This window comes from Streptomyces sp. NPDC037288, from assembly GCF_055603265.1.
Genome location: NZ_JBVJVY010000019.1, coordinates 103,742 through 121,219 on the forward strand (window position 1 = coordinate 103,742; position 17,478 = coordinate 121,219).

19 protein-coding genes and 1 pseudogene are annotated in these 17,478 nt (G+C 72.5%); 10 read left to right on the top strand and 10 right to left on the bottom strand.

The window, feature by feature from the left end:
- Nucleotides 1-6 precede the first annotated feature (6 nt).
- Nucleotides 7-654, top strand: a complete 648-nt coding sequence (locus tag ACZ7GZ_RS22055) for a TetR family transcriptional regulator (protein ID WP_471026614.1) — start codon at nucleotides 7-9, stop codon at nucleotides 652-654.
- Between the two features lie 87 nt (nucleotides 655-741).
- Here the strand turns inward: ACZ7GZ_RS22055 and ACZ7GZ_RS22060 are convergent, their stop codons facing one another.
- Entirely contained in the window at nucleotides 742-1,194 is a 453-nt protein-coding gene (locus tag ACZ7GZ_RS22060; RefSeq protein ID WP_055710012.1) for an Lrp/AsnC family transcriptional regulator, read from the bottom strand.
- Between the two features lie 82 nt (nucleotides 1,195-1,276).
- Here ACZ7GZ_RS22060 and ACZ7GZ_RS22065 point away from each other — a divergent pair, with 82 nt between their 5' ends.
- A complete protein-coding gene (locus ACZ7GZ_RS22065; RefSeq protein ID WP_471026616.1) occupies nucleotides 1,277-1,894 on the top strand; it encodes a LysE family translocator in 618 nt (205 codons plus the stop codon).
- A gap of 78 nt (nucleotides 1,895-1,972) precedes the next feature.
- Here the strand turns inward: ACZ7GZ_RS22065 and ACZ7GZ_RS22070 are convergent, their stop codons facing one another.
- Nucleotides 1,973-2,452 carry a nitroreductase family deazaflavin-dependent oxidoreductase gene (locus tag ACZ7GZ_RS22070; protein ID WP_471026617.1) on the bottom strand — a complete coding sequence of 160 codons (480 nt, stop codon included), beginning with the start codon at nucleotides 2,450-2,452 and terminating at the stop codon, nucleotides 1,973-1,975.
- Entirely contained in the window at nucleotides 2,452-3,660 is a 1,209-nt protein-coding gene (locus ACZ7GZ_RS22075) for an acyl-CoA dehydrogenase family protein (RefSeq protein ID WP_471026619.1), read from the bottom strand. Before ACZ7GZ_RS22075 ends, ACZ7GZ_RS22070 begins: the two co-directional genes overlap by 1 nt.
- 76 nt (nucleotides 3,661-3,736) lie before the next feature.
- Here ACZ7GZ_RS22075 and ACZ7GZ_RS22080 point away from each other — a divergent pair, with 76 nt between their 5' ends.
- Nucleotides 3,737-4,909: a thiolase C-terminal domain-containing protein gene (locus ACZ7GZ_RS22080; protein WP_471026622.1), complete on the top strand. Its 1,173-nt coding sequence runs from the start codon at nucleotides 3,737-3,739 to the stop codon at nucleotides 4,907-4,909.
- A gap of 25 nt (nucleotides 4,910-4,934) precedes the next feature.
- On the top strand, nucleotides 4,935-5,603 hold the full coding sequence (locus ACZ7GZ_RS22085; RefSeq protein WP_471026624.1) for a pyridoxine/pyridoxamine 5'-phosphate oxidase: 669 nt from the start codon (nucleotides 4,935-4,937) through the stop codon (nucleotides 5,601-5,603).
- 40 nt (nucleotides 5,604-5,643) lie between these two features.
- Here ACZ7GZ_RS22085 and ACZ7GZ_RS22090 read toward each other — a convergent pair whose 3' ends face one another.
- From ACZ7GZ_RS22090 to ACZ7GZ_RS22105, 4 genes are all read right to left on the bottom strand, one after another.
- A complete protein-coding gene (locus ACZ7GZ_RS22090) occupies nucleotides 5,644-6,489 on the bottom strand; it encodes an NmrA family NAD(P)-binding protein (protein ID WP_471026626.1) in 846 nt (281 codons plus the stop codon).
- 64 nt (nucleotides 6,490-6,553) lie between these two features.
- Nucleotides 6,554-7,423 carry a GNAT family N-acetyltransferase gene (locus ACZ7GZ_RS22095; RefSeq protein WP_471026629.1) on the bottom strand — a complete coding sequence of 290 codons (870 nt, stop codon included), beginning with the start codon at nucleotides 7,421-7,423 and terminating at the stop codon, nucleotides 6,554-6,556.
- A gap of 55 nt (nucleotides 7,424-7,478) precedes the next feature.
- Nucleotides 7,479-7,874, bottom strand: coding sequence for a Zn-ribbon domain-containing OB-fold protein (locus tag ACZ7GZ_RS22100; RefSeq protein WP_471026632.1), 396 nt, complete (start codon nucleotides 7,872-7,874; stop codon nucleotides 7,479-7,481).
- Nucleotides 7,871-8,323 (bottom strand): DoxX family membrane protein, encoded by a 453-nt coding sequence (locus ACZ7GZ_RS22105; RefSeq protein WP_471026634.1) that lies wholly within the window; start codon nucleotides 8,321-8,323, stop codon nucleotides 7,871-7,873. Before ACZ7GZ_RS22105 ends, ACZ7GZ_RS22100 begins: the two co-directional genes overlap by 4 nt.
- Before the next feature lie 225 nt (nucleotides 8,324-8,548).
- On the opposite strand from ACZ7GZ_RS22105, the gene ACZ7GZ_RS22110 reads away from it, so the two are divergent.
- The 3 genes from ACZ7GZ_RS22110 (at nucleotide 8,549) to ACZ7GZ_RS22120 (ending at nucleotide 12,859) form a co-directional block, all read left to right on the top strand.
- On the top strand, nucleotides 8,549-9,736 hold the full coding sequence (locus ACZ7GZ_RS22110) for a flavin-containing monooxygenase (RefSeq protein WP_471026637.1): 1,188 nt from the start codon (nucleotides 8,549-8,551) through the stop codon (nucleotides 9,734-9,736).
- Between the two features lie 121 nt (nucleotides 9,737-9,857).
- A complete protein-coding gene (locus ACZ7GZ_RS22115) occupies nucleotides 9,858-12,077 on the top strand; it encodes an acetate--CoA ligase family protein (RefSeq protein WP_471026639.1) in 2,220 nt (739 codons plus the stop codon).
- Nucleotides 12,074-12,859: an enoyl-CoA hydratase/isomerase family protein gene (locus ACZ7GZ_RS22120; RefSeq protein ID WP_471026641.1), complete on the top strand. Its 786-nt coding sequence runs from the start codon at nucleotides 12,074-12,076 to the stop codon at nucleotides 12,857-12,859. Before ACZ7GZ_RS22115 ends, ACZ7GZ_RS22120 begins: the two co-directional genes overlap by 4 nt.
- A 365-nt stretch (nucleotides 12,860-13,224) precedes the next feature.
- On the opposite strand, the gene ACZ7GZ_RS22125 is transcribed toward ACZ7GZ_RS22120, so the two are convergent.
- Nucleotides 13,225-13,788, bottom strand: a complete 564-nt coding sequence (locus ACZ7GZ_RS22125) for a hypothetical protein (RefSeq protein WP_471026642.1) — start codon at nucleotides 13,786-13,788, stop codon at nucleotides 13,225-13,227.
- 81 nt (nucleotides 13,789-13,869) lie between these two features.
- Here ACZ7GZ_RS22125 and ACZ7GZ_RS22130 point away from each other — a divergent pair, with 81 nt between their 5' ends.
- Nucleotides 13,870-14,463: a flavin reductase family protein gene (locus ACZ7GZ_RS22130; RefSeq protein WP_471026710.1), complete on the top strand. Its 594-nt coding sequence runs from the start codon at nucleotides 13,870-13,872 to the stop codon at nucleotides 14,461-14,463.
- Between the two features lie 19 nt (nucleotides 14,464-14,482).
- A pseudogene (locus ACZ7GZ_RS22135) lies at nucleotides 14,483-14,586 on the top strand (alpha/beta hydrolase); the annotation flags it as partial.
- Nucleotides 14,587-14,593: 7 nt separating this feature from the next.
- Here ACZ7GZ_RS22135 and ACZ7GZ_RS22140 read toward each other — a convergent pair.
- On the bottom strand, nucleotides 14,594-15,559 hold the full coding sequence (locus ACZ7GZ_RS22140; RefSeq protein ID WP_471026645.1) for a DUF6415 family natural product biosynthesis protein: 966 nt from the start codon (nucleotides 15,557-15,559) through the stop codon (nucleotides 14,594-14,596).
- A 327-nt stretch (nucleotides 15,560-15,886) separates the two neighbouring features.
- Complete coding sequence (locus ACZ7GZ_RS22145) at nucleotides 15,887-16,606, bottom strand: GntR family transcriptional regulator (protein WP_471026647.1); 720 nt, start codon at nucleotides 16,604-16,606, stop codon at nucleotides 15,887-15,889.
- 55 nt (nucleotides 16,607-16,661) lie between these two features.
- Here ACZ7GZ_RS22145 and ACZ7GZ_RS22150 point away from each other — a divergent pair, with 55 nt between their 5' ends.
- Nucleotides 16,662-17,474 (top strand): class I SAM-dependent methyltransferase, encoded by an 813-nt coding sequence (locus ACZ7GZ_RS22150; RefSeq protein ID WP_471026648.1) that lies wholly within the window; start codon nucleotides 16,662-16,664, stop codon nucleotides 17,472-17,474.
- Nucleotides 17,475-17,478 lie beyond the last annotated feature (4 nt).

Genomic DNA, 17,478 nt, shown 5'->3' on the forward strand with positions numbered 1-17,478 from the left:
GACGGCATGACAGGACAAGTGCGTACCGTCGACGGCCGCGTGGCCGGCCGGCGTGGGCAGGCGACCCGGCAGAAGCTGCTCGACTGCCTCAGCGAGATGCTCAGCTCCTCCCCCTACCGGGACGTCAAGGTCATCGATGTCGCCCGGAAGGCGGGCACTTCGCCCGCGACCTTCTATCAGTACTTCCCGGACGTCGAAGGCGCCGTCCTGGAGATCGCCGAGCAAATGGCGGCCGAGGGCGCCGGATTGACCGAACTGCTGGAGGGCCGGTCCTGGGCCGGGAAGTCGGGATGGCAGACCGCACAGGAACTCGTGGACGGGTTCCTGGAGTTCTGGCGCAAGAACGACGCGATCCTGCGGGTGGTCGACCTCGGCGCGGCCGAGGGGGACAAACGGTTCTACAAGATCCGCATGAAGATCCTGAACTCGGTGAACAACTCCCTCTCGGACTCCATCGCCGAGCTGCAGTCCAAGGGCAGGGTCGACAAGGACGTGAACCCGGCGGCGGTGGCCGGTTCGCTGGTCGCGATGCTCGCGGCCGTGGCGGCGCACCAGAAGGGCTTCTCGTCCTGGGGTGTGAAGCAGGCCGAACTCAAGCCGAACCTCGCGCTGTTGGTCCATCTGGGCGTGACCGGGAAGAAGCCGAGCAAGTAGGAATCCGTCTCTTTCCGGTACCCAAGTCCTGTCTGTCGGGCGGTGGTTCACTCGCGCTGCACTCGCGGTGAGCCACCGCCTGCTCTGCTATGCGGGCAGCGGCCGGTCCCGTACGACGTGCTTCATCACCAGCGTCGAGGTCAGCCGCTGCACTCCGGGCAGGGTCGCGAGCCGCTCGTCGTACAGCCGCTGGAAGGCCGCGAGGTCGGCGGTGGCGACCCGGAGCAGGTAGTCGGGCTCGCCGAACAGCCGCTGGGCGTCCAGCACGTGTTCCAGCTCGCCGACCGCCCGCTCGAACTCGGCGACCGTGTCCCGGTCCTCCTGCCGCATGGAGACGAACACGAGCGCCTCGAAGTTCAGACCGAGCGCCGCCGCGTCCACGACCGCCCGGTAGCCCTGGATGGCTCCAGAGCGCTCCAGCTCGCGCAGCCGGCGGTGGCAGGGCGAGACACTGAGCCGCACCCGCGCGGCCAGCTCGGTCACGGTCAGCCGCCCATCCTGCTGCAGTTCCGCAAGGATTTTCCGGTCTACGTCGTCCATGCGACAGATCTTCCCTCAGGGTACGAGAGAACGGGCAAACTTCGGGAACACTTTCGGGCCATTCACGCCTAATGTCCCCACCATGGACTCGGGACTGCTCTTCTCCTTCCTCGCCGTGGACCTGCTGCTGGTGTGTGTACCGGGCGCCGACTGGGCGTACGTCATCGCGACCGCCCTGCGCGGCCGGTCCGTGCCGCGCGCGGTCGCCGGCCTGGTCTGCGGCTACGCCCTGCACACGGCCCTGGCCACGGCGGGTCTCGCGGTCCTGGTCGCGGGCTCGCCCCAGCTGCTGACGGCCCTGACGGTGGCGGGCGCCGGTTACCTGCTGTGGCTGGGCTGGGGCGTACTGCGCCGGCCGGCGGTACCGGGCGCGGACGGCACCTCACCGGCCGACGGCAGGCTCTTCCTCAGGGGCGCCACGATCAGCGGACTGAACCCCAAGGGGCTGCTGCTCTACCTCTCCGTCCTGCCCCAGTTCCTCACCCTGCGCGGCACCCACCTGCCCGTGGCGGCCCAGACGGCGGCCCTGGGCCTGCTCCACATGGCGTGCTGCGCGGTCGTCTATCTCACGGTCGGCACGTTGTCGCGTGTGCTGCTCTCCGCGAGGCCGGCTGCGGCTCGTGCGGTGACCCGTACGTCCGGGGCGGCCATGCTGGGGATCGGGGCGCTTCTGCTGGTGGAGCGGTTGGCCGCGTTCTAGCGCAGCAGGGGGTCCCACGACGTGCCGGCCAGCGGCTGCGGCATCGTCGTGGCTGGTCGCGCGGTTCACCGCGCCCCTTCAGGGCGGCGTGGTGAGCCGGAAGAGCCGGATCTCCCGTGTCACCCGGGCCTGGTAGGTGGCGTAGGGCGGCCAGAACTCCAGCAGCGCCGTCCAGGCCGCCGCACGTTCCTCCCCCGTGAGGAGTCGCGCCGTGACCGGGATGTCCCGGCCCTTCCAGCTGATCGACGCCTCCGGACGGGCGAGCAGGTTGTGCGTCCAGGCCGGATGGCCGGTGCGGCCGAAGTTCGATCCGACGAGCAGCCAGCTCTTGCCGTCCTCCTCCGGCATACAGGCCAGCGGAGTCCTGCGGGGCAACCCGCTGCGGGCGCCGGTGCAGGTGAGGATCACCCCGGGCAGCATCCGGGCGCTGAGCAGGAACCGGCCCCCGGTGAGCCGGTGCACGGTCCGGTCGAGGGCCGGGACCACATGCGGGGCGACCTTCGCGAAGACGCGGGTGGAGGACACCCGCTGCACGAGGCGGACACCGAGGCCGGCCATCAGACCGCCGCCCCGCCGCCCGCGAAGAGACCGGCGGCCTCGGCGGCCCGGTCCCGCAGCCGGTGGACGGGGCCGAACAGCAGCTCGTCCCCGGCCGCCCGCTTGAAGTACAGCTGCGCGTCGTGCTCCCAGGTGAACCCGATCCCGCCGTGCAGCTGAACCGCCTCGGCGGCGGCAAGGCGCAGCGCCTCCAGCGCCTGCGCGAGCGCGAGCCCACCGGCCCCGGACCCGCAGGCCGCCGACGGCGAAGCCGGGGCGGAGGCCGCCCAGGCACCGAAGTACGCGGCCGACCGCGCCCCCTGCACCGCCACGTACACATCCGCCAGCCGGTGCTTCACCGCCTGGAAGGACCCGACGGGCCGCCCGAACTGCTCGCGCTGTCCGACGTACTCCACGGTGCGCTCCAGCACCCGGTCGGCCGCCCCGACGGCCTCGCAGGCGAGCACGGCCGCGGCCGGCTCCCCGAGCGCGGCGAGGGCGGGCAGCACGTCCGTCTCCTCCCGCCCCAGCAACTGCGCCCACACGTCCCGCAGTTGTACCCGCCCCTGTGGCCGGGTGGCGTCGAGCGCGGTCTGCCGGGTCCGTACGACACCGGGTGCGTCCCCCGCCACCAGGAACAGCAGGGTCCGGGACCGGGCGAAACCCCCGGTGTGCGCGGCGACGAGCAGCAGCCCCGCGCTGTGCCCGTCCAGCACCTGGTCGGCCTGCCCGTACAGCCGCCAGCCGTCGTCGGCGTGCCGGGCCTGGACCCCGCCGGCCCGTCCGCCGCCGGCCAGGAAGGCTCCGTTGTCCCCGGTCAGGGCGAGGGCGGTGGTGAGGGCGGGGCCGGGGACGGCGAGGGCGCCGGTGCGGGTGCCGGTGGCCAGCTGCGGCAGCAGCTCGGCACGCTGGGCCTCGGTTCCGAGGGCGAGGATCAGCGGGGCGGTCAGGACCGAGGTGGCGAGCAGCGGGGAGGGGGCGACGCAGCGGCCGGTCTCCTCGCAGGCGAGGGCCAGTTCGGTGACCGAGCAGCCGACACCGCCGTACCGCTCGGGCAGGGCGAGCCCCGGCAGGCCGAGCTGGTCGGCGAGGGCGGACCACAGGAGGGGGTCGTGGCCGGGCGGGCTGTCGAGGGCGGTCCGCAGCTCCGCCGGGCCGCACCGCTTGTGCAGCAGCTCGCGCAGGGTGCGGCGGATCTCGTCCTGCTCGGCGGTGAGGCGCGTGTCCATGGCTCTTCCCTCTGCATCTGACGGACCGTCATATTAGGAGTCCGGGAACGATATGCACAGGGGAAGGTGGGCTGTGATGACTCCGGGAAGCCGGAAAGTCGCCGTGGTGGGCGTCTCGCTCTCCGACTGCGGACGCGTGGACGACGCCACCCCCTACACGCTGCACGCGCAGGCGGCCCGCCGCGCCCTGGCCGACGCGGGCCTCGGCCGTGAGGTGGTGGACGGTTTCGCCTCCGCCGGGCTCGGCACCCTGGCCCCCGTGGAGGTGGCCGAGTATCTGGGCCTGCGCCCCACCTGGGTGGACTCCACCTCGGTCGGCGGCTCGACCTGGGAGGTCATGGCGGCGCACGCGGCGGACGCGATAGCGGTGGGCCATGCGAACGCCGTCCTCCTCGTCTACGGCTCGACGGCCCGCGCGGACGTCAAGGCGGGCAGGAGGACCGGCGACCTCTCCTTCGGCGCCCGCGGCCCGCTGCAGTTCGAGGTTCCCTACGGCCACACCCTGATCGCCAAGTACGCGATGGCCGCCCGCCGCCACATGACCGAGCACGGCACGACCCTCGAACAGTTGGCCCAGGTGGCCGTCCAGGCCCGGGCCAACGCGGCGCTGAACCCGGAGGCCATGTTCCGCGACCCGATCACGGTCGACGACGTCCTCGCCGGCCCGATGGTCGCCGACCCCTTCACCAAGCTGCACTGCTGCCTGCGCTCGGACGGCGGCGCGGCGGTCCTGCTGGCGGCCGAGGAGTACGTCCGGGACTGCCGTACGGCACCGGTCTGGATCCTCGGCACCGGTGAACACGTCTCGCACGCGACGATGTCCGAGTGGCCGGACTTCACGGTGTCCCCGGCGGCGGTGAGCGGCCGCCTCGCCTTCGAGCGGGCCGGGGTGCGCCCCACCGAGATCGACTTCGCGGAGATCTACGACGCCTTCACCTACATGACCCTGGTGACCCTGGAGGACCTGGGCTTCTGCGCGAAGGGCGAGGGCGGGGCGTTCGTGGACAGGGGCCGGCTGCTGGTGCGGGGCGGAGAGCTGCCGGTGAACACCGACGGGGGCGGGCTGTCCGCCCAGCATCCCGGCATGCGCGGGCTGTTCCTGCTGGTGGAGGCGGTACGGCAGCTGCGCGGCGAGGGCGGGGAGCGTCAAGTCCGCGCTGCGGACGGGGCGTTGCCGCGGCTCGGGGTCGCCTCCGGGACCGGCGGGTGGTTCTGCTCGTCGGGGACGGTGGTGCTGGGCCGGGACTGAGGGGGCACCGGGCGATACTCGCCCCATGGCACAACACGATCTCCACGCACTGCTCCGCTCGCTGCGGGTCTGGGCCCCCGGGGCGACCGAGCTGCGCCCCTTCGACCCGGACACGGCCCCGCCGACCCCGTTGGCGCTGTTCACGAGCTGGTTCGCGGACGCGGTGGCGGCAGGGCAGCCGGAGCCGCACACGATGTCGCTGGCCACGGTGGACGGGGAGGGGAATCCGGACGTACGGATCGTGATGCTGCACGGCGCCGACGCGGACGGCTGGTCCTTCGCCACGCACCGCTCCAGCCGCAAGGGCCGGGCCCTCGGCACCCACCCGTACGCGGCGCTGGCCTTCTACTGGCCGGTGCTGGGCCGCCAGGTGCGGGTGCGCGGGCCGGTGACGGCGGCGCCGGCCCGGGAGAGCCAGGCGGATCTGCACGCCCGCTCGACGGGGGCGCTGGCCGCGGCGCTCACCGGCCGGCAGAGCGAGGAGCTGCCCTCGCTGGAGGCGCTGCGGCAGGCGTCGCAGACGGCCTGGGAGCGGGCCCGCGAGAACCCGGCCGAGCCGTCCCCGACCTGGACGCTGTACCGGCTGCACCCCGAAACGGTGGAGTTCTTCCAGGGCGACCCCGACCGGCGCCATGTACGCCTGGAGTACCGCAGCACGGAGTTCGGCTGGAGCAGGGCCCTGCTGTGGCCGTGAGGACCTCCTGCCGACGACGCTCCCGCCGGCCGAACCTCCGTCACGCGAAGAAGTGGCGGTTCCGGCGTACGAACTCGGCGAATCCGAGGGCCGGGGTGCCGGTGAGATCGGCGACGGTCGATGTGACGGTCTCGGCGCCGCCGTCGCGGTAGGCGCGGGCGACGCCGATCAGGGCATCGGCGTGGAACTCCGGCATGCCACGACCGAGCAGGGCCGCGCGCGCCCGGTCGTCGGACAGACCCACGTAGCGCACCGGCCTGCCGAGGACGCCGGAGAACTCTTCCGCGGCCTCGGCGTAGGTCAGTGCCCGCGGTCCGGTGAGGTCGTAGACGCGGCCGTCATGGCCCTCGGTGGTGAGGACCCGCGCGGCGACCCGGGCGATGTCGCCGGTGTCGACGAAGCTGATGGGTGCGTTGATCAGCGGCAGGGAGAACTCCCCGGCCTCGCGGACGGACGGCCGGCCCAGGAAGTTCTGCAGATAGAAGTTGGGCCGCAGGACGGTCCAGGGCAGTCCGGACGCGATGAGTGCTTGTTCGACGGGCCGGTGGAGCCGGGCGATCGGGGTGAGCTCCTCGTCGGCCCGCCAGACCGACAGCTTGACCACCCGGGCACCCGCCGCACGGGCGGCTTCGACCATGTTGAGTTCGTGCGCGGTCTGGGCGGGGCCCGTCGCGCCGAGCAGAAACACGGTGCCGATACCGTCGAGTGCCGGTCCGAGCGTGTCCGGCCTGCCCAGGTCGAGCGTCACCGCCCGACCGCCCGACTCGGTCACCCGGGCCGTGGTCCGGGGATCGCGGTACGCCGCCCGCACGGCCGCCCCCTCGGCCTGAAGGCACGTGAGGAGGGCCCGTCCGACCCTTCCGCTCGCGCCGGTCACCAGGATCATCGTTCCGTCCCTCCGCTGGTCGTCTTCGAGCCGCCGCTGCCGGCGGGCGTCCGCCTCCCCCGCCTCATCCCTCGGCACCCCCGAACCGCCACACCGTGAAGTCCGCGACCGGCTGATACCCGATGCGCTGGTACAGCCCGTTGCTCGTCGGGTTGGCGAGGTCGGTGAAGAGGAGGACCTCCGCCGCACCCGCCTCCCGCGCGGCCCGGCTCACCTCGGCCGTGGCCGCGCCCGCGTAGCCGCGACCGCGCAGGTCCTCGGGGGTGTAGACGGGGGCGATACGGACCTGGCCGGCCGTCCGGGGGGTGGCTCCGGCCATGGCGAGCGGGGCGCCGTCGCGGGTTTCCCAGAAGGTGACGCCGCCGTAGGAGATGCGGGCGTCGGCCCAGTTGCCCGCGTTCTGGCCGACACCGCCGGTGATCTCCTCGAACTCCTCGAACCAGCGGATCAGCAGATCCCGGTCGGCCGGCCCGGCGATCCGCGCCCGCCCCTGCGGCCGGGGCTCGGGTACGGTCAACTCGCCCAGCCGGTAGAGCCGTTGCCGCTTGTCGACGGCGACCGCCGTACCGGTGCGCCGCTGCCAGGCCGCCGCGAAGGCCTCGGCCGTCTCCTGCGGCCCGGAGACCCCCGGGAGCGGGCGGCGCAGCTCCGCGTACCGGACGGCCAGGGCGTCGGCCTCCCGCGGGGTGAGCGCGGTGACGTGGACGGGGAAGGGCGGGGTGTGGAGCAGGGCGGCCCGTACCGTGCCGTCGTCCGCTTCCAGCAGGCCGAAAAGGGGGGCCTCCGCGCCGAAGAGGTGCAGCCCGCGGCGGCGCAGCGCGTCCGTCACCGTCAGCGGGACCGTGTGCAGGGCGGGACGGGAACGCAGGAAGTCGCCGGCGCGGGCGAGGAACTCGTCCAGATCGTCGGTGAGACACCAGTTGTCAGGGCGCATACGGCCCATGATCGGCGCGAACCTCCGGAAAGGACACCGGTTTTCGCTCAGGAGCTCAGCCCGTGGGGCGGAACACCGGCCTTCCCTCCACGAACGTCACGCGCAGCGGCAGCCCGGCCCGCAGGTCCTCCTCCGCGCAGTCCACCACCTGCGTCATCATCCGCGGGCCCTCCGCCAGATCGACCACCGCGGCCACGTACGGCGTCCGGTCGCGAAAGGGCGGCAGGTCGTTGCGGTGGACCGTGGACCAGGTGTAGAGCGCGGCCCGGCCGCTCGCCTCCTCCCAGGTCACCTCCTCGCTCCAGCAGTGCGGGCAGAACTCGCGGGGGTAGTGGTGGGCCCGGCCGCAGGCCCCGCAGCGGCGGATCAGCAGCCGGCCCCGCCCGGCCGCCTCCCAGTAGGGGCGCGTGAAGGCGTCGGGCTCGGGAAGGTCGTAGCGCACCGCGCTCACCGGAACCAGCCCAGCCACGCGTCCAGCGACCACGCCTGCCACGACATGCCGAGGAAGCCGACGAGCGAGATCAGCGCCATCATCGAGTTCTGGCCCTGCTCGGCCCAGTCGTGGATCATCAGCGTGAAGTAGACCGCGTTCAGCAGCAGCCCGCCGATCAGGGCCACCGGGGTCAGGAAACCGAGGATCAGGCCGAGGCCGAGGGAGAGTTCGGCGTACGCGACGAGGTACGCCATCAGCTTCGGACGCGGTTTCACCACCGTCTCGAAGCCGGTCCGCACCGCCGCCCAGCGGTGCTCCGCCGCCACGTCCGCCGCCCAGGCGATGCCGCTGCCGCGCTCGAACCAGGCCTTCTTGTCCTTGTGCCGCCAGCTCTCCAGCCACCACAGACCGAGACCGATCCGCAGCACCGCCAGCCACTGAGCGCCGTCGAGCCATATCGAGTCCATGGCATCTGACGGTACGTCAGATGCCGGGTAAAGCCCACCTTCGAGTGGCCACCTCTCCTCCTGGGGCCGGGACCACGGCGCCGGGAGGAGGCAGCGGGCAACTTCTCCCCATCCGCGTGGGCTACGCCACTTGCAGCGCACACATCTCCACACACGTGATCAATCCGCAACCAATTCCGGTCTTGACCGAGACCCATCAACCAGGTGGGTGATTACGCTCCGAGCATGGCCGACTCCCGTTCCGCTTCCGTACCGCTCTCCGCCACGCCCGCCGACCGCCCGGTCTACGTGATAGGCGCCGGTCCGGGCGGCCTGGCCGCCGCCCACGCGCTGCGGGCCCGGGGCATACGGGCCGTGGTCCTGGAGAAGGCCGACCGGGTGGGCGCCTCCTGGCGCGGCCACTACGACCGCCTGCACCTGCACACCACCCGACGGCTGTCCGCGCTGCCGGGCCTGAAGATCCCCCGGAGGTTCGGGCGCTGGGTGTCCCGCGACAACGTGGTGCGCTACCTGGAGAAGTACGCCGACCACCACGAGCTGGAGATCGTCACCGGTGTGGAGGTCTTCCGCGTCGAGCGGACCGGGGACGGCACCGGCTGGCTGCTGCACGCCTCCGGCGGGCGCGAGCTGACCGGCAGCGCGGTGGTCGTCGCCACCGGCTACAACCACACCCCGCGCATCCCCGACTGGCCGGGCCTGACGGAGTACGGCGGGGAGTTCCTGCACGCCGGTGCCTACCGCAACGCCGCGCCGTACGCCGGCCGGGACGTCCTGGTCGTCGGCGCCGGCAACACCGGCGCCGAGATCGCCGTGGACCTGGTGGAGGGCGGGGCCGCACGGGTGCGGCTCGCGGTCCGTACCGTCCCGCACATCGTGCGCCGCTCGACCCTCGGCTGGCCCGCGCAGTACTCGGGCGTGCTGGTACGGCGGCTGCCGGTACGGCTGGTGGACCAGCTCGCCAGGTCGATGGGCCGGCTCGGCGTGCCGGACCTGTCGGCCCATGGCCTGCCCCGCCCGGACACCGGGATGTACAGCAGGGTCATGCAGGGCGCCGTCCCGGTCCAGGACGTCGGCCTGATCGACGCCGTACGCAAGGGGAAGGTGGAGATCGTGGCCGCCGTAGAGTCCTTCGAGGACGGGAAGGTCGCCCTCGCCGACGGCAGCCGCATCGAGCCGGACGCCGTGATCGCGGCGACCGGGTACACCCGGGCGCTGGAGGGGCTGGTGGGGCAACTCGGGGTGCTGGACGGGCGGGGGAGGCCGGTGGTGCACGGCGGCCGTGCGCCCGCACAGGCGCCCGGCCTGTACTTCACCGGTTACACCAACCCGATCAGCGGCATGTTCCGGGAGATGGCGCTCGACGCCGGGAAGATCGCGAAGGCCGTGGCCGGGCAGCTGCGCCGCGAGCGGTGACCGCACGGTCCGCACCCGGCGGTAACTTTGCGGGTCCGACCCGTTCCTGACATTGAGTCAGTTCAGTAATCTGACAGAGCGTCAGTTTACTTGTGCTGTCTCACAGGAGCGGGGCGGACCGATGCTTGGATCAACCCACGGCACCCTCACCACCGACTCCCGCCGGGCCCGGGTCATCGCCTGCGGCGAGCAGCGGCCCGGCCCCGCCGTCCACGACCGGGCCTGTGACCTCGACGTCAGCGGACGCCCGCTGTACGCGGACGTACCCGACCTGACCCGGTTCTTCCGGCCCGAGTCCCTCGCAGTGATCGGCGCCTCGGACGCGGAGGGGCGGCCGAACACCGGGATCACCCGGCAGCTGCTGGCCTGGGCCGAGCGCGTCGGCGCGTGCGTGTTCCCGGTGCATCCGACCCGCCCGTCCGTCTTCGGCATCCCCTGCGCCGCCTCCGTCGCCGAGCTGCCCGACCACGTCGACCTGGCGGTGCTGCTGGTGGCCGACCCGCTGCCGGTGATCACCGAACTGGCCGAGGCCAAGGTGAGGTTCGCGGTCGCCTTCGCCTCCGGGTTCGCCGAGACCGGCGCGGCGGGCGCCGAGGCGCAGCAGCGGCTCGCGGACGCCGTACGCCGCTCGGGCCTGCGTCTGCTCGGCCCCAACACCAACCTCAACGCCTTCGAGCGCTTCCGGGACGACCTGACCGGCCCGGCGATCGCGCTCATCACCCAGTCCGGACACCAGGGCCGCCCCGTCTTCGCCCTGCAGGAGCTGGGTGTCCGGCTGTCCCACTGGGCGCCCACCGGCAACGAGGCCGACCTGGAGACCGCCGACTTCCTCTCCTGGTTCGCCGAGCAGCCCGAGGTCGGCGCGATCGCCTGTTACGTAGAGGGCCTGAAGGACGGCCGTGCCTTCCTGCTGGCCGCCGACCGCGCCGCCCGCCGCCGGGTGCCGGTGGTCGCGGTGAAGGTCGGCCGCACGGAAACCGGCGCGCGTACGGCCGCCTCGCACACCGGCAAGCTCACGGGCGCCGACGACGTGGTGGACGCGGCGATGCGCCAGTTCGGGGTCGTACGGGTCGACGGCCTCGACGAACTCCAGGACACCGCGACCCTGCTGGCGCGGGCCCGGGCCCCGCTGGCGGACGGGGTCGCGGTGTACTCGATCTCCGGCGGCACCGGCGCCCACGCCGCCGACCTGGCCACGGCGGCCGGCCTGCGGCTGCCCCGGCTGTCCGAGGCCAAACAGGCCGAGCTGCACCAGTGGATACCGGAGTACCTGAGTGTGGCCAACCCGGTGGACAACGGCGGGCATCCGGTCGGCGACCACCGCGGCCGGAAGATCATCGACGCGCTCCTCGCCGACCCGTCGATCGGGGCGCTGATCTGCCCGGTCACCGGCCCGTTCCCGCCGCTGAGCGACAGGCTCGTGACGGACCTGGTCGAGGCGGCGGAGGAGACGGACAAGCTGGTGTGCGTGGTGTGGGGTTCACCGGTCGGCACGGAGGCGGCGTACCGCGAGGTCCTGCTCGGCTCGTCGCGGGTGGCCACGTTCCGCACGGTGGGCAACTGCCTCACCGCGGTCCGTGCCTGGCTGGACCACCACGCCTTCGTGAGCGACTACCGCTCCCCCTTCGACGAGGCCCCGCGCACCCCCTCACCGTCGTACCGCAAGGCGGAGGCGCTGATGCGCCCGGGCCAGCAGCTGAGCGAGCACGCGGCCAAGCAACTACTCCGCGCCTACGGCATCCGGGTGCCGCGCGAGCAGCTGGTGACCAGCGCGGCGGCGGCCGTACGTGCCGCCGCGCAGGTCGGCTACCCGGTGGTGATGAAGGCGTCCGGCGCGCGGATCGCCCACAAGACCGAACTCGGCCTGGTGAAGATCGGGTTGACGTCCGCCAGCCAGGTCCGGGACGCCTACCGCGAGCTGACCGACATCGCCCGCTACGAGGGCGTCTCGCTGGACGGGATCCTGGTGTGCCAGATGGTCGAGCAGGGCGTGGAGATGGTCGTCGGGGTGACCCACGACGACCTGTTCGGCCCGACCGTGACGGCCGGACTGGGCGGCGTGCTGGTGGAGGTCCTGCACGACGCCGCCGTACGCGTCCCCCCGTTCGGCGAGGACCAGGCCCGCGCCATGCTCACCGAGCTGCGCGGCCGGGCCCTGCTGGACGGCGTCCGGGGCCGTCCGCCCGCCGACCGGGACGCGCTGGTGGAAGTGATCCTGCGGGTGCAGCGCATGGCCCTGGAACTCGACGGTCACCTGGCCGAGTTGGACATCAACCCGCTGCTGGTGCTGCCCCGGGGGCAGGGCGCGGTGGCGCTGGACGCGCTGGTGGTGTGCCGATGAGCGAGCTGGAGACCGAGCGCGTCGGCCAGGTGGCCCACGTGACGCTGAACCGCCCCGACGCCCTCAACGCCCTGACCCCGCAGCTGCGGGACCGGTTGATCGGCGTGCTCGCGGAGGCGTCGGCCGACCCGGACGTCCGGGCGGTGGTGCTGACCGGCGCGGGCCGCGGCTTCTGCGCGGGCGCCGACCTGCGGGGCGGAGCCGGCGGCGGCGACCGGCTTCCGGGCGACGTGGCCCGCGTCCTGCGCCTGGGCGCGCAACGCCTGATCGCGGCGGTCCTGGACTGCGAGAAGCCGGTGATCGCCGCCGTGAACGGCACGGCGGCGGGCCTCGGCGCGCACCTGGCGTTCGCCTGCGACCTGATCCTGGCCGCCGAGTCGGCCCGCTTCATCGAGGTGTTCGTACGACGGGGCCTGGTGCCGGACGCCGGCGGCGCATACCTGCTCCCCCGCCTGCTGGGCCCCCACCGGGCGAAGGAGCTGATGTTCTTCGGCGACGCGGTGCCGGCGGCGGACGCGGAACGCCTGGGCCTGGTCAACAGGGTGGTACCCGACGCGGACCTGCCGAAGGCGGCCCGCGAGTGGGCGGCGCGCCTGGCGTCCGGCCCCACCCGTGCCCTGGCCCTGACCAAGCACCTGGTGAACGCCTCCCTGGAGTCCGACCGCCCCACCGCCTTCACCGCGGAGGCCTGGGCCCAGGAGCTCAACATCACGACCGAGGACGCCCGGGAGGGGCTGCGGGCCTTCGTGGAACGGCGGGGGGCGGAGTTCCGGGGACGGTGACGGTCAGTCCTCGGTGCGGTCCAGGGTGCGCAGGGTGCCGTCATCGGGTCGCCCAGGAGGACGAACAGCCGGAGGACGTCCTCGGTGCCGCTGACCGACCAGTGGGTGTCCCGGCCACAGTCGGTGTCGAGGTGCAGGAGGATGCCGGGGCGGTCGACGCCGTACGGACCGGGGTCGGGCTTCCAGGTGCCGGGGCCCGCGCAGATCACGTAGTTCTGGTGCTGCGGGGCCGTCCAGTCGTTGTGCGTGGGTTCGGTGGGGAGTCTGCGGGCCTCGGCCCGGCCGCCGGGCGCGAGACGCAGTTCGGCGCCGTTCTCGCCGCGCCAGACTCCGCCGAGGTGCGCGGGGGTCGGCTCGGGCGGCTCCTACCGCTGGATCACACCGGTCGCGGAGGCTGCGAGCCCGCCGCCGAACGCCAGGGCGAAGAGGCCGGCACAGGCGAGGGCCGACCGCCACCACAGTCCCCACTGCGACCAGGAGCGCGTGCAGACGTAGGCGATGCCGAGCGCGGGCAGCAGGCCAAGGGCCATGAGGACCGAGGCCGTGGTGACGAACGGCCAGCGGAAGAGTGCCGTCGTCACCGCAGCCCAGGCGACGGCCGTGGCCGCTGCGGCGACCGTGCGGGAGGCCCACTCCGGCCCGCCGAACCAGCGGAGCACCGGACGGGCGACCACGCTCGCGGGCAGCGTCAGCACGACGGAGACGAACAGGCCCAGCAACGGCAGCAGCAGTGGCGCGAAGATCAGCAGACAGAAGATCCCGAACGCACCGTCGTAACCGGTGTCGTACTGGTCCTGGCTCGCGCTCCAGATCCACCACAGCAGTCCGGCCGCCGGCAGCTGTGCCGCGTTCACCGGGATCGCGGCGGCCAGGTCGCTCCGCACGGACCGGGTCGCCCGGAACCCCTCGCGCACTTTCTCCCACCCCATGACCGCACCCTACGAAGAGCCTGTACGGAGCCCTTCACCGGACTTCCTATCTGACGCATCGTCAGCTTCAATGGGGGCGTGATGGGACACGCAGGGGCGGCAGCCGCCGCCGTCCGCTATCTGGGGCCGAGGCCCGTTCGGCCGTTGCCGCGCCCAAAGTTGCGGTGCGTGCGCCAGGACGAGCGGGCGCCGGTGGAGCCGGCCGAGTTCCGGCGGGTGCTGGGCGGCTTCGCGAGCGGTGTAACCGTGATCACGGCACCGGCGGCGGACCCCTCGGGGCCGCCCGCCGGGTTCGCCTGCCAGTCCTTCGCCTCCCTCTCCCTCGAACCGCCCCTGGTCTGCTTCATGGTCGGCCGTACGTCGGCCACCTGGCCGCGCATCGCCCGTGCGGGCGTCTTCTGCGTCAATATCCTCAGCGCCGGCCAGGACGAGCTGTGCCGGGCCTTCGCGGTGAGCGGCGCGGACAAGTTCGCCGGGGTGGCGTACGACCCGGCGCCCGCCTCCGGCTCCCCGCGCCTGGCCGGCACCGCCGCCTGGATCGACTGCACCGTCCACGCCGTGCACCCCGGGGGCGACCACCTGATCGTCGTGGGCCGGGTGGACGCCCTCGGTGCCACGGAGGAACCGGCCGAGCCGCTGCTCTTCCACCGGGGGCGGTTCGCCCGGCTCGGCTGAGTTGTGATCCTCGAACGGCGTGATCGAACGCGACTTCACCGTGAGCGACGTCCCCGGTCCCCGGCCTCCGGTGCCGATCGCGCGCCCCTGGTCCTGATGGGCCACGGCGGCGGCAACCACAAGGGCGCGTTCAGCCGAGCGAGGCAGCAAAGGCGCCAGACTCTGCCTCTTCTTCCGTCAACTGAACGGTTCCCCGGTGGGAAACCTCCACCTTGTAGAAGCTCTTGCCCTTGGGCACCTCCTCGACAGCGACATCGAACGTGCACGTGCCGCCGTCCAGCGTGGAGTCACCCAGGCCACCAGTGGCGATGACAGTGCCGACGGCGTCATACACGGTGACTGCCGTGCCTTCGGAGATGTCGTCGTAGCCGCCTGTGCCCTTGCATCCGCCGGCGCCGTCATCAACGGCGCTGCCGGTGAGCTCGAACGTGCCAGTGAGGGTGAACGTCTGGGGCTGGTTGCCGGCGGTCAGGGTCGTGGGACTGCTCGCGCCCTTCTTGCCGGCGTGGCTGCTGCCGCCGGTGGTGGCCCATGCAGCGCCGACGGCGCCGGCCCCGATGACTGCTCCCGCGAGGGCTGCGAGCAGGGGGTGTACGCGCGTGCGCGCGGGCGGGTTGGGTGCGGGCGGCTCGGCAGGTGGCGGCGGGTAGTCGACGCTCATGGTTCCCCCCAAGGCGTGTGTGCTGGAGAGGGCATCATGCGCCGCGTGAAGGCCCCGTGTGGGGCAAGTGCCTGTCTTGTGACCCTTGATGAGTGAGGGCTCTCTGAACGCAGGCCATTCGCACTGCGTTCCGGGCGCATACCCCCGACGCAGGCGAGCGCGCAGTACCGCGGAGCGCTGTCTCGCGGCAGGTCGCCCGGCTCTCGCCTCGACCTCGGCGATCAGTAGCTGCGTCTGGCCGCGCAGCATCGCGGTGAGCGTGTCCAGCTCGCGTGGTGCTGGAGGTAGGGCGTCGGGCGCGTTGCCGGGGCCCAGCGCGATGACCGCCGTCTCGCGGATCGTCCCGATGTCCGGGGGCACGGTGGATTTGCCGCTCTCGGCCGTCGTGTTCACTGCGCGGCCGTCCGAGTCGTACGGCAGCTCGGGCAGCCGCATGCAGGAAACGCCGTGCTCAGCGGTGGGGGCCCGTCGCTAGGCGGGACGTTCACCGTGCCGCGCTCCGCGATGACAGTGCCGTGGCGGTTCACGGTGTAGACCCGGATCGTCATGCCACCCCGCGGGCCGTCCTCGGGTGGGGCTGTAACGTTCGCCATGTCGACGCTCCTCAGCAGCGTTGGCCGTGCCCGGGGCCGTGTCAGCGGTCGCCGGGCTTCGTCATTTCGGCAGCCGGGCACAACACGGCCGCGTGCGCGGCGTGCTGACGTGGCGCCGAAAAAAGACTGGACCGGTGGACCGGTCCAGTCAAGCCGCTTGAGTGAGCCACTACCCCATCAGGTACGTCTCGACCTCCTCGAAGACGTGTGACGGCGTGACGCCCTCTTCGCAGACCAACGGGAGACGGTCCTGGTCATAGGCCGTGTGAACCACGACTGCTACAGCCGTCGGCTGTTCCACCTCCAGCAACCGGGCTTCCTCGTTACTGGCCAGGCGGACCGTGGTGATGTCGACACCTTCGCAGGGCGAACGGCCGGTTTCACGGCGCACATAGTGCGTGGTGCCCTCGGCGATCGGGCCCGGCAACGCCAGCCGGGGCGCCTCGTCGGCGATGCCGGGCGGGAACCAGGCGGTGACGACCGTCCCCGGCGAACCGTCGTCGAGCAGCACCAGACGCGTCCGACGCAGCGCGGTCTCGCCGGGTTCGAGACGGAGAGCTTCAACCACGTGCGCGGGCGGCACGAGCCGGTCCGGCATGCCCAGCCGCCGGTACGGTGCACCACCCGCAACGCGACTGGAACCGGCCTGGCGGCCACCCGCCGGTCGCGCGATCGGCGTCTCCACAACCGTGAATCCGGTGCCCTGTCGGGCCACGACCAGGCCATCGGCCCTCAGCACGTCGTACGCCTTGACCACGGTGGCCCTGGACACGCCCCACTGTTCGGCGAGGTCACGACCTGAGGGCAGCAAGTCGCCCGGGCCGAACTCACCCGCCGCGATCCGGGTCCGGAGATCGTCGGCGATCTGCTCGTACTTCAGAAGGGGCATAAGGCATGTTTCCGATCACTGGACTGGTCCACTGCGCGGGAACCAGAATGCCCGCATGACACTCCCTGAGCTAGCGCCGGAGATCGTGAGGTTCTACACCGAGACCATCGACGAGGCAGACAGGCTGAGCACCACAGCCGACGGACGCCTGGAGATGGTGCGCACCCAGGAGCTGCTGCGCCGATATCTGCCGATGCCACCGGCCCGCATTCTCGACGTCGGCGGCGGCCCTGGCGCCCATGCCCGATGGCTGGTCGAGGATGGCTACGACGTTCATCTCGTCGACCCGATCCCCCGGCACGTCGAGCAGGCCAGGGCGACCGGTGCCACCGTCGAAGTCGGGGATGCCCGGGAGCTGACCGCCCGCGACGGCTCGGCCGATGTCGTCCTGCTGCTCGGCCCGCTGTACCACCTGATCGACCGCGCCGACCGCGAACGGGCGCTCGCCGAGGCCTACCGTGTACTCAAGCCGGGCGGTCTGCTGGCGGCTGCCGGTATCAACCGGTACTCCAGCCTCTTCGAGCACGCCGCGTTCGCGCACCTCCACAGGGAACCGATGCGGAAGAGCATCGGCCAGATCCTCGCCTCCCAGATCCACGACGGGAAGAAGGCCTTCACAGCGGCCTACTTCCACAGTGGCGAGCAACTGCGTGACGAGGTGGCCGCCAGGTTCGACGACGCCCATGTCTTCGGCGTCGAAGGCCCGGCCTGGTCCATGCTCGCGGCGGCCGAGCGCAACACCGGCGGCGACTTCCGGGACACGGCTCTGTTCGCGTCGGCCCTGACTGCGGCACGCATGGCCGAGCCGTACCCGGAACTGACGGCGGCGAGTTCCCATCTGCTGGCGGTCGGCCGACGTCCGGTCTGACTCC

Bases quoted from the DNA above. Each gene is read 5' to 3' on its own strand.
- ACZ7GZ_RS22055 (WP_471026614.1), top strand. From the start codon at position 7: ATGACAGGACAAGTGCGTACCGTCGACGGCCGCGTGGCCGGCCGGCGT.
- ACZ7GZ_RS22145 (WP_471026647.1), bottom strand. From the start codon at position 16,606: ATGCCCCTTCTGAAGTACGAGCAGATCGCCGACGATCTCCGGACCCGG.
- ACZ7GZ_RS22110 (WP_471026637.1), top strand. From the start codon at position 8,549: ATGGCCGACTCCCGTTCCGCTTCCGTACCGCTCTCCGCCACGCCCGCC.
- ACZ7GZ_RS22070 (WP_471026617.1), bottom strand. From the start codon at position 2,452: ATGGCCGGCCTCGGTGTCCGCCTCGTGCAGCGGGTGTCCTCCACCCGC.
- ACZ7GZ_RS22140 (WP_471026645.1), bottom strand. From the start codon at position 15,559: ATGCGGCTGCCCGAGCTGCCGTACGACTCGGACGGCCGCGCAGTGAAC.
- ACZ7GZ_RS22065 (WP_471026616.1), top strand. From the start codon at position 1,277: ATGGACTCGGGACTGCTCTTCTCCTTCCTCGCCGTGGACCTGCTGCTG.
- ACZ7GZ_RS22075 (WP_471026619.1), bottom strand. From the start codon at position 3,660: ATGGACACGCGCCTCACCGCCGAGCAGGACGAGATCCGCCGCACCCTG.
- ACZ7GZ_RS22060 (WP_055710012.1), bottom strand. From the start codon at position 1,194: ATGGACGACGTAGACCGGAAAATCCTTGCGGAACTGCAGCAGGATGGG.
- ACZ7GZ_RS22130 (WP_471026710.1), top strand. From the start codon at position 13,870: ATGGGACACGCAGGGGCGGCAGCCGCCGCCGTCCGCTATCTGGGGCCG.
- ACZ7GZ_RS22150 (WP_471026648.1), top strand. From the start codon at position 16,662: ATGACACTCCCTGAGCTAGCGCCGGAGATCGTGAGGTTCTACACCGAG.
- ACZ7GZ_RS22095 (WP_471026629.1), bottom strand. From the start codon at position 7,423: ATGCGCCCTGACAACTGGTGTCTCACCGACGATCTGGACGAGTTCCTC.
- ACZ7GZ_RS22090 (WP_471026626.1), bottom strand. From the start codon at position 6,489: ATGATCCTGGTGACCGGCGCGAGCGGAAGGGTCGGACGGGCCCTCCTC.
- ACZ7GZ_RS22125 (WP_471026642.1), bottom strand. From the start codon at position 13,788: ATGGGGTGGGAGAAAGTGCGCGAGGGGTTCCGGGCGACCCGGTCCGTG.
- ACZ7GZ_RS22080 (WP_471026622.1), top strand. From the start codon at position 3,737: ATGACTCCGGGAAGCCGGAAAGTCGCCGTGGTGGGCGTCTCGCTCTCC.
- ACZ7GZ_RS22115 (WP_471026639.1), top strand. From the start codon at position 9,858: ATGCTTGGATCAACCCACGGCACCCTCACCACCGACTCCCGCCGGGCC.
- ACZ7GZ_RS22105 (WP_471026634.1), bottom strand. From the start codon at position 8,323: ATGGACTCGATATGGCTCGACGGCGCTCAGTGGCTGGCGGTGCTGCGG.
- ACZ7GZ_RS22120 (WP_471026641.1), top strand. From the start codon at position 12,074: ATGAGCGAGCTGGAGACCGAGCGCGTCGGCCAGGTGGCCCACGTGACG.
- ACZ7GZ_RS22085 (WP_471026624.1), top strand. From the start codon at position 4,935: ATGGCACAACACGATCTCCACGCACTGCTCCGCTCGCTGCGGGTCTGG.